Origin of the sequence: Pseudomonas sp. B2021 (genome assembly GCF_018135665.1) — a bacterium.
GTDB classification, from domain to species: domain Bacteria; phylum Pseudomonadota; class Gammaproteobacteria; order Pseudomonadales; family Pseudomonadaceae; genus Aquipseudomonas; species Aquipseudomonas lactis.
Map to the genome: position 1 here is coordinate 3,158,107 of NZ_SMOF01000001.1, position 12,355 is coordinate 3,170,461.

Below are 12,355 nucleotides of genomic sequence, written 5' to 3' on the forward strand. Positions count from 1 at the left end.
CTTTGTGCTGGCGCACAGTCAAGCCATCTTTGCGCTGTGCCGGTGAACAACCTTTTTCAGGAAATTAGCCCCATGTTCGAGCTGGATCATGCCCTGGCGCAGGAGATTGTCGATCGCACCATGGCGATCCTGCCGTATAACGTCAATGTCATGGACAGCCAGGGCTTGATCCTGGGCAGCGGTGAACCGGAGCGGATCAATACCCGTCACGAAGGGGCGCAACTGGTATTGGCCAATGGGCGGGTGGTGGAAATCGACGGGCAGACCGCCAAGCATCTCAAGGGCGTGCAGCCGGGCATTAACCTGCCGCTGCTGCATGATCAACGCCTGATCGGCGTGCTGGGTATCACCGGCGAGCCGGATGGGCTGCGCACCTATGCCGAACTGGTGCGCATGACCGCTGAAATGCTGGTCAGCCAACGCCACCAGCAAGCCGAGCAACAATGGCGGCGCCAGCGCTGCGATGATCTGCTGGCCCTGCTGTTGGCCGACAGCGGCGACTCCCCACGTTTGGTGGACGAAGCCCAGCAACTGGGGCTCAAGCCACAACTGGCGCGCACGCCGTACCTGTTTGAACTGGGCCCCGGCCAAACGGCGGAGGCTTTGAGCGCCTGGCTCGCCAGCCGTTACCCGGACAGTTGGTGCGTCAGTTCTGCGCAGTTTTCCTTGCTGTGGTGCCGACCCGCCGCGGTGCAGGTCGATAATCCCCGCTTGTTGGAAAAGCTCGACGGCCTGGGCTGGAACGTCCTGCGCGTGGCCATCGGCGGGCAAGCGGAAGGTTTGGCGGGGCTGCGCCGCTGTTACCGCCGGGTCGGTGATCTGCTCGCTTATGGCCGCGATATCCTGCCGCAATCACGGCTGTTGACCCTCAACCGTTATCGCCTGCCGGTGATGCTGTGGCGTCATCGCAACGACGACGCCCTGGACGAACTGCTCAATCCGTTGCGCAAAGTGTTGGCCAAGGACAGCAACGGGCAACTGCTCGCCACGTTGCGCAGTTGGTGTGAACACGACGGGCAAAGCCAGGCGTGTGCCGACGCCTTGGGCATTCACCGCAACAGCCTGCGCTACCGCATGGAGCGAATCGCTGAACTCAGCGGCGTGGACCCGCTGACGCTCGATGGGATGCTTGCCTTGTACCTGGGCGTCCAATTGCTGCCCCAGAGCGAACGCTAAAATTCGCACGATGTTATTAGCTGTTCTCCCTGTCACGGCTTACGTTTTTCCAAGCTGGCAATGAACTCATCGAGGATGCGCTTGCTTTCGGCAGCTTCTTCGGCACTGGGCCCGCGAATGTTGGCCCAGGGGTCCGGCTTGGGCGCGACCGAGCCGTAGCGGATGCGTACGGATTTGAGGATTGCGTCCCACACGGCCATGGCTTCGTAGTCGGTGAGGGAAGGGTTGACGGGTTCTGGTGACGCGGGTTGTTGCCAGAGAGGCAGTTCGTAGCCTTTGTTGGCGAATTGGGGAAGGGTCCAGCGCACTAGATCTTCCGGTTCGTTGGGATCAACTGGCTCTCCTTTCATGCCACCCGCCGACAAACGGATGCTCATGCCAGGCCGAGCCAGCGAAGGATTGTCCCGGTAGTTTTCGCTCACAAAGAGTATTTGACGGTGAGTGTCATCGCTGAAGCCGATCAGGGACTCTTCGGCTTGCATGCCGGCCAACGTAATTTTCCTTGCCCGCAAATTTTCGTAATCCCCTGCGAGAAAAATTTGCCCGTCTTTGGGGGTGCGCACGTGCAAGCGTTCTTCATCATCAGGCGACAAAGCGTTGATATAGATACTCAGCGAGACATCTGAGGCTGGTGGGCTAAAGTCGAAACTAGCGATCTCCTGATCGTGATGACTGCGAATGACAATGGAGTCCAGTGCAAAGCCTGCGCCTGCGGTTTCAGGGGTGACTTTGAAGATCTCTTTTGAAAGTTTTAACAGACGATCTTCAACAGGGGCGGTATTACCATTGAAGGAGTCAGCGCGGAGCATGACGTAAACGTCACCAATCAACAGATGGGACTCATGCACGAACCAGTCTGCAATTTCAACGCTCTCGTAGTACTGCAATAACCTATGTTGTGCCGTTACGACTTTCGCCGATACCAGCATCGACACATCGGAATGATTGTAGTTTTTTACGGAAGCAATCCGACTCGCTCGCTCGTACACAGCCGCATCAAACCGCTCTCGCGTCACTCCCTCTCCTAACACCCGCACTTCAACGGATGCATGATCGGCCCCCAGCCCGTAGTACAACTTCACATCCCCGCCCCCCGTCCAGCTGGCGGGCAAATCTATCAGCCCACGGCCCAGCGCCCAGGTGCGCATGTTGCTGGTCAATTCGTGCACGGTTTGTTTCTCCTGTTCACTGGGTTGTTTGAAGGTGGTGCACCCTGCAACCGATCCAAGTAGCAGGCATGTAAAAAATACGGTCAGCCTGCGCATAGAGGCCTCTTGGCTTTCGCCGCAATCTTGATCAGGGAGTAGAGGGTGAATTGCTGAGTGAGCGGGTTGGCGTAGGACGCTTCATGATCGAACCCTGGGGCTTGCACTTGCTGGCGGACAGAACCCTGGCGGATCTGCCTGATCGGCGCGCGGCCGGAGCTCACCGGTACGGTGCCGTCGCCAGCGCCGTCCTGCATACGGCAATGCAGTTCCCAATAGCTGGTCTGTACGGTCTTTACTGGCGCATTGGGGTCACCGCGTGGGGGCATTACACTTTCGGCTTGCCCGCCTACGTACAGGGGGCTTCGCCCGTCGTCACGCACCTCGGGCATTTGCAAGCTGGACACCGTGAAGGCGTCGGGGCTTGATGCATAGGGGCCGTTGAGGCGAGACCCTCGGCGCATCTCCCAGGTGATGGTTTCGAAGCTGGGATATTTATCGTCGTTGCCATAGTAAACATAGGTTTGAGGGTGGTATGACCCTGCAATGCGTTGATGGAAGCTGCTCGCTTTCTTTATGTTTATCGCAAATGTCTCCCAAGTGATCGGATCCCCATCCTTCGGTGCCAACCACTCTTCACGCAACAATCCCCACCAGCGGTCACGGCGTAGATAAATCTCTTCGTAAGGATCCTTTACCGGTTGACGCGGCATAGCCGGGGCTCCACGTTCGTCAATCAGCCGCAGCCAGCCCGGGGCGTAATCCTGGGTGGGCAGCAATTGCAAGGCACCGGGTGCCTGCGCGAATACAGCGGTGACCTCCTGACCGGTGGGGCCAATGACCGCGCCGGCAATGGGATCTTCGTCGCGCATGCCGACCTTGCATCGACGGTAAGCGACCGGCGCCCCGATGGCGGGCATCACGCCGTGCACGACGCCGGCAATTTTGTCGGCCATACCCGGTAGCTGCCCGCATCGACGTGCCACCAGCCCGCCCATGGAGTGGGTAACCAGAATCACCTGTTGGCAGTTGCGACCGTACTGCTGCATGAGTTCATCAATACGCACAGCCAGCCTTGAAGCGGCCTCCTCGTTGGAGTCCAGCCAGTTGTAACCACAGGCATGCACCGGCATACGGTAGCCACCACGCGCCGCCAACTCGTCCGAAATAATCGACGGCAACTGCGCCGCCAGGTTAGCGCCCAACCCGGGCATGGCGATGGGCATTTCAGGTTTCAACTCGGTGACTTGAACTGGGCCGGGCTCGACACTGCGGGTGTGCAGATGCTCAGGCCGAATGTCGAATTGCGGCCATTTGTGCGGCATGAATTCGCTGTTAAGGGTGTCTTCAAGCCACAGAAGAAACGCGTGGTAGCTGGTTTCGCTGACTTCGCCCCATCCGCGCTCTTCGTAGCGCTTGGTCAGAGCCAGGATGGTTTTTTTCCTGTCCGGTTCTGGCGGCACTATGACCGTGCCGACAGAGCGCTCCGGCACCGCGCCTTTGTTATCAACCTCTACCCTGGCGGGGTGCAACAGTTGCTGTCGTATACCCGCCTTTTTGTTTATCCAGTTCAGGGCCAACCACATATTCTTACCCATGAACCCCGCATCCAACCGCCAGACGGGAGCCGCCTTATTCTTTCCCTTTCCTTTCTCCGGTTTGCTCTTCAAATTCGACCCCATAATCCCCGGCACAAAAATCACCGGCAGCACCCCGTCCGGCGGCAATATGCAGTGCACCGGGTCGGTGATATGGCTGGGCGTGAGGGTCCAGGTATGCACAGGGTTGCCCCGGGCGTTATAAGAGAGCGGCGCTATGCGTGGCATTTGAGAGGTATCGGCCATGAAATTCTCCCTGAATCGAGGGCGCTGCTGCCGTTCGGCGTGGAGCCCCCCGGATTGATATTGTCTGGAATCTTCTGGGCCACACTCTATTAGCGTGCAATTGCGAGCCTCAAGGGAGCGTGCGCATTAAAGAGGCGTCCTACACTGCTGAAAGTCGTTGCTGACAGATAGATCAAACAAGCCGGCCCGTAGGTTTGGCGTTTATTCATCGCGGCGTGTCACTTTGTAGGAATGAACAACAAAACCCCATCCACACTTGTGCATCGGCCCCGCGTCATTCCCCCAGCCAACTGGCAGCATGGGCGTTATAAAAACCGGAGAAAGCCCATGAAAATCGTGATCGCCCCCGACTCGTTCAAAGACAGCCTGAGTGCCGCAGGCGTCGCCCAGGCGATTGCCGGTGGGTGGGCCCAGGTCTGGCCGGATGCGCACGTGCTTCAATGCCCGATGGCTGATGGCGGGGAAGGAACGGTGGATGCGGTGCTCGCGGCGTGTAAGGGTGAGCTGCGCAGGCAAACGGTCCGAGGCCCGCTGGGCGACAGCGTCGAGGCGCGTTGGGGCTGGCTGGCCGACAGCCATACCGCAATGATCGAGATGGCCGAGGCCAGCGGCTTGCAACTCGTTGCGCCGGGGCAGCGCGACGCATGCTCCAGTACCACCTATGGCACCGGCGAGTTGATCCGCGCCGCGCTGGATGCCGGGGCGCTGCGCATCATCCTGGCGATTGGCGGCAGTGCTACCAACGATGGCGGAGCGGGGGCGATGCAGGCCCTTGGCGTGCAGCTCTTGGATAGCGAACGCCAGCCACTGCCGGCGGGTGGGTTGGCGTTGGCACGTCTGGCCCATATCAGCCTTGAACAACTCGACCCGCGACTGGCGCAGGTGCGTTTTGAAATCGCCGCCGACGTCAACAATCCCCTGTGCGGCCCTCACGGTGCCTCGTCGATTTTTGGCCCGCAAAAAGGCGCGAACCCCGAACAAGTGGCACAACTGGACGCTGCCCTTGGCCACTTCGCCGACCATTGCGCCCAGGTGCTGCGCCGGGATGTGCGCGACGAACCCGGTAGCGGCGCCGCCGGTGGTCTGGGCTTTGCCGCCAAGGCGTTCCTCGCTGCCCAGTTTCGTCCGGGGGTTGAGGTGGTCGCTGAATTGGTTAGCCTGGATGAAGCGGTGCGTGGCGCCGATCTGGTCATCACCGGCGAAGGCCGTTTCGACGCCCAGACCCTACGTGGCAAAACCCCGTTTGGCGTGGCGCGCATTGCCCAGCGACATGGCGTGCCGGTGATCGTGATCGCGGGCACCTTGGGCGACGGCTACGAGCAGATGTACGCTCATGGTGTGGACGCAGCGTTCGCCTTGCCGTCGGGGCCGATGTCACTTGAGCAGGCCTGCCACGAGGCCCCGCGTCTGTTACGCGAGCGGGCCTCGGACATTGCGCGGGTATGGCGCCTGGCAGCTACTCGCTGACCCCGTGCGCCAATCGTTCCACCCACTGCTCTTGAAACCCCTGCAGCGCCGCACCCGGCTGCTGCAAGTGCACAAGCTCAAGCATCGGGTCCTGCACCGCCGTGCGCACGCCGCTCAATTCCTCCAGGGTCGCCAAGCCGCAGAACGGCACATAGGCTTCGCTATAGCCACCCTCGTGCACCAGCACCAGGCGGCCCTGGCACAAACGTTCGGCGGCCAGGCGCAGGGCGCGGGTCATTAACCGGAACGATTCGCTGTGCAGCAACATGCGCGCTAGCGGGTCGACGGCGTTAGCGTCATAACCGCAGGCAACGATGATCAACTCCGGTTCGAAGCGCTCAAGGGCGGGCAGCACGATGCGCTCCATGGCCTGTAGGTAGGTGGCGTGACCACTGCCTGGCGGCAACGGGATATTGATGTTGGCGCCCAGGCCGACGCCCCGGCCGCGATCCTGCTCGCCGCTGTAACCGGGCGGGTAGCAGCCGTCCTGGTGCAGGGAAATCGTCAACACATCGGCCCGTTCTTCGAAGATCGACTGCGTGCCGTTGCCGTGGTGCACATCCCAGTCGATCACGGCGACTTTGCCCAGCCCGTGGCGCGCCTTGGCGGCCTCGATGGCAATGGCGATATTGGCGAGAAAGCAAAAGCCCATGGCGCTGTCTGCCAGGCAGTGATGCCCCGGTGGCCGCGACAGCGAATAGGCGTTGTGCGCCTGGCCCTTGAGCACCGCGTCCACGGCGGCCAGGGTCAAACCTGCGGACAGTTGCGCGATCTCATAGCTGCCAGGCCCTATGGGTGCCTGGGGGCCAAGCTCACCGCCGCCGGCATCGCTCAAGGCTTTGAAACGTTGCAGGTAAGCACGGCTGTGGACGCGCAGCAGGTCCTCTTCACTGGCGGGCGGCGCGCTATGCAGGTGCAGGTGGCGGCTGAGTCCGGAGACATCCAACAGGCTTTTCAAGCGCCGCTTGGTCTCCGGTGACTCGGCATGCCCGCTGCCGGCCGGCGGCTGCACCCAGCCGCCCACGGGCAGGGTCAGCGCATGGGCGCCGGCGCTGTGCCACAGGCTCATTTCGTCGAAAAAAAATGCGGTGGTTAGGTTCATACCAGTTCCAATTCAGTGGAGGAGTGGGGACGGCTGGCGACGATCATCACCAGGGACAGCAAGGTGATAGCGGCTGCACCGAGCAGCAACAGGCTGAACCCGCCGCTGGCTTCGATCAGGCGGCCGGCGAGCGCCGGGCCGATGGCCAGGCCGCCACCGATGACCAAGTTGGAGGCGTTCATCAGCTTGCCGCTGTGATCGAGGTCGGCCAGGCAGGCCAGGATCAGCGGCAGGATGAAGGTCCAGGTAAATTTGAACAGCAGCGCGGCCAGGGCGAATCGCAGCAAGGCGGGCTGGCCGAGCAACAGGAGCACCGCTGTTGCCATTAACGTGTAGCCCAGCAACAACAGCGCACCACGCGGCAGACGAGCGCCGATCAGTGAGGCGCTCGCAGCGCCAGCAATACCCATTACGGTGGCGATGGCGAGAATCTCGCCGCTGTGCTGCGCAGAAATCCCGGCACTGGCGCCCAAGGCACCGATAAAGGTCCATACGCCCCCCAGGCTGATGTAAAAGGCGAGGACCGCGCCAACCCCCAGGGCGGCTTTCCAGCGTGAACCGGGCAAGACCGGGGTGCGGCTGGCGGGCAACGCAGGGCTACCGGCAGGAAAGGCCCGCGCCAATGGCAGCAGCAGGGTCATCAACCCTGCCAGGATCAGGTAGCAGGCATTCAAGCCAAACCGTTCGAACAAACCAGGCAGCACCACCAGGCCGACGGCACCGACGATCAACTGCCCCATAACCCACAAACCATAGACTCGGCTGGGATTGGCGGTGGTGGCGGCACTGGCCAGGCAGAGGATCATCAACGAACCGCCGGCCAGGGCGCTGGCACCGCGCAACACCAGCAGCACGGCGTAGGTGTCGGCGAGCATTGACAGCAGGTTAGCGGCAATGAACAACAGCGCGGCGACCCGGGCGGCGGTGCGCCAGTCAACCCGCTTGAGCCACCACCAGGCGGGCAAGGTTGCCAGGCTCATCGCGCCAAGCTCCACGGAAAACAAGTCACCAATACGCGCCGGGCTCAGTTGCCACTGGCTGGCTAACTGCGCGGCCACGGCCGGAGCGGTCATCAGGATGGTCGGGGTGATGGCGGCAAACAGCACGATCGCCGCCAGCCGTGCCGTTGTCGCAGCGGTGGAAATGGGCATTTTCAAGCTCCAGGGAAAGGGGGTCAGAACACATGCACCAGGCGTAACAACGCCTCGGTGCCGGCGTAGCCATTGGAAGCCGCAACGTTTTGCGAAAGGCTGACCATCAGTTGGTTCTGCCGGTCGAGCCAATGCCCGAATTCGAAGCCGACTTGGGTATAGCGCTTGTGGGTGTCGTCGAGGCTGCGGTTGTTCAGACGCAGGGCGCCACCGTCGGCGTGGATCAGGCGCAGTGCGCCGGAAGTGGCGGCGCTGAAGTCATAGGAGGCGAAGGCCTGCAGGCGATACAGCGGGGCTTGCTTTAGTTCGCTGCCAAAGTAATCGTTGTTGCGGCCATAGAGCTGGGCTTCCAGGTTGGCTTCCAGTACCCATTTTTCGCCGATGCCGTGGGTGTAGTTGTAGACAAAGGTGGCGCCCCAGCGATTGGCGCCGGGGGACACGTCCGGGTTTTGGCTGTGATATTCACCCACCGGCACGGTGATCAGGCTCAACAAGCCGCTGTAAGTGCGCGAGGCCGGGTCGTTGACGAAAAACAGCGTGCCGCCCACCTGTGGGTCGCCCAGGCCGCGCTCGCGGCTGCGCTGATTGGCGCCGGGCAGGCGTGCGTTGATGTCGGCAAAGGGCAGGATGAATTGTGGCGTGCACAACGTGCCGCAGGCGTCGGTGAAATACACCTGGCGGTAAGCCACGGCGTTGACCCGCAGGTCGGCCTTGCCGGTGCTGTCGGCGGGGCCATGGAAATCCCCGGCGCGTGTGGCGGGCAGGTACAACACACCCAGGCTGGTACCCGGTGGGGCGGCGAAAAAGTCGCGGGCGTTGAGGTCGGCCGCCTGGCTGTCGACGCTGAGCAGGGTGGCGAACAGCACTGTCAGGTTACGTAAGCATGTGGAAGTCATGAAGAAGCGTCTCGTGTGAGAAGGCCGAAAAAAGGGCAACAGCAGCCCGTGACCGTTGAAAAACGACCGTGGTAAACCTTGGGAGAAACGGGCAGGGTCAGTCGGGCGGGGCGTGCACCAGGTGCGCTATGCGTGCCTTGTCCTTGACGCCGAGCTTGGTATAGATGGCGCGAATATGGTGGCGCACGGTATTGGGCGAGAGGCCAAGGTCGCGGGCCACTTCCTTGTAGGTCTTGCCCTCGCCAAAGCCTTGGGCAACATCGTTTTCCCGTGGGCTGAGCTGGGGCAGGGCGCGGTTGATGCGTGCGGCCAACAGCAACTGGTCGCCCACTGGGGACGCCTGGATATGGATATGCTTGCCGTCATGGCCGCGTTCATCCAGAGGCACCGGCAGGGTGGGGCCGCGCCATTGCGGCCATTCGCTGAGCAGCAGGTCGACAAACCCTCGCTCGGCACATTGCAACACTCCCCGTGGGTCGCACACCGCCAGCGCGAGGTTGCGCGGGCTGGTCAGGGTTTCCCGCATCGCCACCAAGGTGCGGATCTGGTTTGCCGAGACTGCTGCCACCAGGTGCAGCATCAAGTTATTAATCATCTGGCAATCCTGCACGTTGAACTTGGGTGCAGCGGGTTGGCGGTAGAGTGTCAGGTGGTGGCTGAGGTGGGTTTGCGGGTCGATATGGATCACACACAGCAGTTCACCCAAGCCGTGGCGTTGCCCCAGCCAGTTCAAGGCGCTGCCGTTGGCGGAGTCGCGCATATCGATGATCACCGCCTCGCCGGGCGACGCATGCACCCGCGCAACGGTGACGTCCAGATGGCGGATCGACTGCCAGTCCGCCAGATAGTCGGGGGGCAACTGGTAGAGGTAGCTGTTGTGCTCGTGCGGCAAACCGTTGATAACCGCCGAGCGCCCCCACCAGGCGCTGTCGAAGGCCAGCAATTGGCTAAGGCGCGCCAGGGCATGGTGTTGAAAGTGTTCGATGTCCTGGTGTTGGGCCAGGCGTTGCAGGTCCAGGGTCAGAGTGCTGAAAGCCTGTAACAGGCTCGCGGGATCGAGACGGTTCATGGGTGTTCCTCTGTGGGACTTTTTTTGTTGTTCTCGTCACAGGGTGAAGGCCAAAGCGTCGGGTTGACGGGGCAGGGCCTGGGCTGAGTATCGGCGTTGCGCGCAAGGATCGCTATCGTTCAGATGCAGGATGGTGCTGGTTGGCCGGTGGGAAAACTCCGGCTCGTCAGGTGGGCGACTTAGCCTCTACACTGGCCGGCCACCTGTCTTTCATAGGATGAAATGCAATGCACGTGCCTGAACCGTCTATCGTGATTCAGGGGGTATGGGCGTGGCGCCCGCGTGGCAGGGAAAGGGCGTCGGTTCGCGGCTGTTGGCGGCCGCGCTGGAGGTGGCCGACAACTGGATGAACCTGCGCCGTGTGGAACTGACGGTCTACGCCGACAACGAAGCTGCGCACAACCTGTACCGCAAGTTCGGCTTCGAAGTGGAAGGGCGATTACGTGACTATGCCCTGCGTGATGGCGTGTTTGTCGACACCTTCAGCATGGCGCGCCTGCGCACATCGGCTTGATCCTGTAAGCATAGGGCTCTATACAACTTCGATGAAAGCGGTGTGTCAGCTACTGAGTCTTTGCCTGAACCACCGCCTTCGCAGGCAAGCCAGCTCCCACACTGGTCATGCATTGCCCACAAAATCGGCGTTTGGCACAGATTCCCTGTGGGAGCGGGCTTGCCCGCGATGGCGTTGTGTCAGCCACTGAGTCTTCAACTGAACCACCGCTATCGCAGGCAAGCCAGCTCCCACACTGGTCATGCATTGCCCACAAAATCGGCGCCCGACACAGATCCCCTGTGGGAGCGGGCTTGCTCGCGAAGAAGGCCTGACAGCCAACCAGGATATTGGGTTCAGGTAGCGGCTAAAAAAGTTGTGGCGATACCTGTGCCCTGTAAGGCAAACCCGACCGCGGCCTGCGCATGCAGCGCGGTGGTGTCCAGCAGTGGCAGGGCGCTGTGTTCGGGCTGGATCAGCAGGCAAATTTCCGTGCAGCCGAGAATAATCGCCTGAGCACCGCGTGCCGCGAGTGTCTGGATCACCCGCTGATACACCTGGCGCGAGGCGTCACTGATGACGCCCACGCACAACTCTTCATAGATGATTCGGTGCACCGCCTTGCGTTCATCCGCGTCTGGCACCAGCACGGTGAGCCCCTGGGCGGCGAGGCGCGATTTAAGGAAATCCTGCTCCATGGTGAACGCGGTACCCAGCAAGCCTACCGTCAAGGTCCCAGCCTCCAGAGCCGCCGTCGCCGTGGCATCAGCAATATGCAGGAAGGGAATCGACACCGCCGCCTCAATGCGAGGTGCCACTAAATGCATGGTGTTGGTACACAGCACCACACAATCAGCCCCCCCGGCCTGCAAGCGTCGCGCGGCATCTTCCAAGATCAGCGCGGCATCGTCCCAACGCGCGGCATGCTGGGCCTGTTCCACCGGGCCGAAATCCACGCTGTACATCAACACTTGCGCCGACCGCAGCGGGCCGAGCTGATCGCGCACGCGCTGGTTGATGAGACGGTAATACTCGGCGCTGGACTCCCAGCTCATGCCGCCGATAAGGCCGATGGTGCGCATGTGATGCTCCGGACAAAAAGTGTGGCTTCACCTTACCCATTCAAGGCGGATGAGTCATACGCAGTTGCCAGCCAATTCACCGGAGCAGTTCAAATCTGAGTGATGCCCCATGTTAAATAAGGTGCAATGTCCTAACATTGGCTATACCTACCACTCGTTCTCACGATGATGGTCGCCAGGGAGTTCACTAATGAAGCTAAGGCTAATGATCGGCACACTATGCGTCGCCTCGCTCGGTATGGCCGGTTGCGCCAGCAAGGTGGTGCAGCCGGATGAGTATTCAGGGTTTCTTTCCAACTACAGCCAACTCAAGGAAGCCAAGTCACCGTCGGGGGCCGAGGTGATGCGCTGGGTCGATCCACAGCTGGACCTGAGCCGCTACACGGCGGTGTACATCGAGCCCACCCAGTTCTACCCCAAGCCCCAGGCCACCTCCCGGATTCCCGAGAGTACGCTGCGCGGCATCAACGACTATTACAACCAGGCGCTCAAGCGCGAGCTGGCCCAGTCACTGCCCGTGGCCAATGCCCCAGGCCCTGGAGTGATCGTGGTAAGAGCGGCGATTACCGCGGTGAGCAGCAAGACCGAAAGCCTCAAGCCTTATGAATTTATTCCCGTCGCCCTGGTGGCCGCGGCAGTGAGCACCGGCACCGGCATTCGCGATCAGGAAACCACCCTGGGCACCGAGGCGCAGTTTCTCGATGGCAGCACTCATAAAGTGCTGGCCCAAGTGGTGCGCAAAGGCACCGGCAAGCCGCTGGCCAATGATTCTCAGGTCATGAAGGCCGACGATGTGAAAAGCGTCATTGACGGTTGGGCGTCGGACCTGCACCAGTCTTACGTGAAACTGAAAAAACACTGAGTCAAAAA

10 protein-coding genes and 1 pseudogene are annotated in these 12,355 nt (G+C 61.3%); 4 read left to right on the top strand and 7 right to left on the bottom strand.

The window, feature by feature from the left end; genetic code table 11:
- The first annotated feature begins 72 nt into the window (after window positions 1-72).
- Window positions 73-1,176 carry a sugar diacid recognition domain-containing protein gene (locus E1K68_RS14130; RefSeq protein ID WP_034135022.1) on the top strand — a complete coding sequence of 368 codons (1,104 nt, stop codon included), beginning with the start codon at window positions 73-75 and terminating at the stop codon, window positions 1,174-1,176.
- Window positions 1,177-1,208: 32 nt separating this feature from the next.
- Here E1K68_RS14130 and E1K68_RS14135 read toward each other — a convergent pair whose 3' ends face one another.
- Complete coding sequence (locus E1K68_RS14135) at window positions 1,209-2,441, bottom strand: T6SS immunity protein Tli4 family protein (protein ID WP_003191274.1); 1,233 nt, start codon at window positions 2,439-2,441, stop codon at window positions 1,209-1,211.
- Window positions 2,429-4,225: an alpha/beta fold hydrolase gene (locus E1K68_RS14140; protein WP_003191272.1), complete on the bottom strand. Its 1,797-nt coding sequence runs from the start codon at window positions 4,223-4,225 to the stop codon at window positions 2,429-2,431. The genes E1K68_RS14135 and E1K68_RS14140 overlap by 13 nt, the downstream gene beginning before the upstream one ends.
- 327 nt (window positions 4,226-4,552) lie before the next feature.
- Here E1K68_RS14140 and E1K68_RS14145 point away from each other — a divergent pair, with 327 nt between their 5' ends.
- The gene (locus E1K68_RS14145; RefSeq protein WP_212614269.1) at window positions 4,553-5,692 is read left to right on the top strand and encodes a glycerate kinase; all 1,140 of its coding nucleotides are present in this window, start codon (window positions 4,553-4,555) and stop codon (window positions 5,690-5,692) included.
- Here the strand turns inward: E1K68_RS14145 and E1K68_RS14150 are convergent.
- The 4 genes from E1K68_RS14150 to E1K68_RS14165 all read right to left on the bottom strand — a co-directional run bounded on the left by E1K68_RS14150 (window position 5,682) and on the right by E1K68_RS14165 (window position 9,910).
- A complete protein-coding gene (locus E1K68_RS14150) occupies window positions 5,682-6,794 on the bottom strand; it encodes a class II histone deacetylase (RefSeq protein WP_003191270.1) in 1,113 nt (370 codons plus the stop codon). The two genes, E1K68_RS14145 and E1K68_RS14150, sit on opposite strands and share 11 nt — an antisense overlap.
- Window positions 6,791-7,945, bottom strand: coding sequence for an MFS transporter (locus tag E1K68_RS14155; RefSeq protein WP_120248066.1), 1,155 nt, complete (start codon window positions 7,943-7,945; stop codon window positions 6,791-6,793). The genes E1K68_RS14150 and E1K68_RS14155 overlap by 4 nt, the downstream gene beginning before the upstream one ends.
- A gap of 23 nt (window positions 7,946-7,968) precedes the next feature.
- The gene (locus tag E1K68_RS14160; protein WP_034135016.1) at window positions 7,969-8,841 is read right to left on the bottom strand and encodes a transporter; all 873 of its coding nucleotides are present in this window, start codon (window positions 8,839-8,841) and stop codon (window positions 7,969-7,971) included.
- 97 nt (window positions 8,842-8,938) lie between these two features.
- A complete protein-coding gene (locus E1K68_RS14165; RefSeq protein WP_003191264.1) occupies window positions 8,939-9,910 on the bottom strand; it encodes a helix-turn-helix transcriptional regulator in 972 nt (323 codons plus the stop codon).
- A gap of 256 nt (window positions 9,911-10,166) precedes the next feature.
- Here E1K68_RS14165 and E1K68_RS14170 point away from each other — a divergent pair.
- Window positions 10,167-10,424, top strand: a pseudogene (locus E1K68_RS14170) (GNAT family N-acetyltransferase); the annotation flags it as partial.
- 335 nt (window positions 10,425-10,759) lie between these two features.
- Here the strand turns inward: E1K68_RS14170 and E1K68_RS14175 are convergent.
- The gene (locus E1K68_RS14175) at window positions 10,760-11,485 is read right to left on the bottom strand and encodes an aspartate/glutamate racemase family protein (protein ID WP_212614270.1); all 726 of its coding nucleotides are present in this window, start codon (window positions 11,483-11,485) and stop codon (window positions 10,760-10,762) included.
- A gap of 190 nt (window positions 11,486-11,675) precedes the next feature.
- Here E1K68_RS14175 and E1K68_RS14180 point away from each other — a divergent pair, with 190 nt between their 5' ends.
- On the top strand, window positions 11,676-12,347 hold the full coding sequence (locus tag E1K68_RS14180) for a DUF3313 domain-containing protein (protein ID WP_003191261.1): 672 nt from the start codon (window positions 11,676-11,678) through the stop codon (window positions 12,345-12,347).
- The last annotated feature ends 8 nt before the right edge of the window (window positions 12,348-12,355 follow it).

What these genes read in the sequence shown, in the direction of transcription:
- E1K68_RS14130 (WP_034135022.1), top strand. Translation starts at nt 73, where the DNA reads ATGTTCGAGCTGGATCATGCCCTGGCGCAGGAGATTGTCGATCGCACC.
- E1K68_RS14135 (WP_003191274.1), bottom strand. Translation starts at nt 2,441, where the DNA reads ATGCGCAGGCTGACCGTATTTTTTACATGCCTGCTACTTGGATCGGTT.
- E1K68_RS14140 (WP_003191272.1), bottom strand. Translation starts at nt 4,225, where the DNA reads ATGGCCGATACCTCTCAAATGCCACGCATAGCGCCGCTCTCTTATAAC.
- E1K68_RS14145 (WP_212614269.1), top strand. Translation starts at nt 4,553, where the DNA reads ATGAAAATCGTGATCGCCCCCGACTCGTTCAAAGACAGCCTGAGTGCC.
- E1K68_RS14150 (WP_003191270.1), bottom strand. Translation starts at nt 6,794, where the DNA reads ATGAACCTAACCACCGCATTTTTTTTCGACGAAATGAGCCTGTGGCAC.
- E1K68_RS14155 (WP_120248066.1), bottom strand. Translation starts at nt 7,945, where the DNA reads ATGCCCATTTCCACCGCTGCGACAACGGCACGGCTGGCGGCGATCGTG.
- E1K68_RS14160 (WP_034135016.1), bottom strand. Translation starts at nt 8,841, where the DNA reads ATGACTTCCACATGCTTACGTAACCTGACAGTGCTGTTCGCCACCCTG.
- E1K68_RS14165 (WP_003191264.1), bottom strand. Translation starts at nt 9,910, where the DNA reads ATGAACCGTCTCGATCCCGCGAGCCTGTTACAGGCTTTCAGCACTCTG.
- E1K68_RS14175 (WP_212614270.1), bottom strand. Translation starts at nt 11,485, where the DNA reads ATGCGCACCATCGGCCTTATCGGCGGCATGAGCTGGGAGTCCAGCGCC.
- E1K68_RS14180 (WP_003191261.1), top strand. Translation starts at nt 11,676, where the DNA reads ATGAAGCTAAGGCTAATGATCGGCACACTATGCGTCGCCTCGCTCGGT.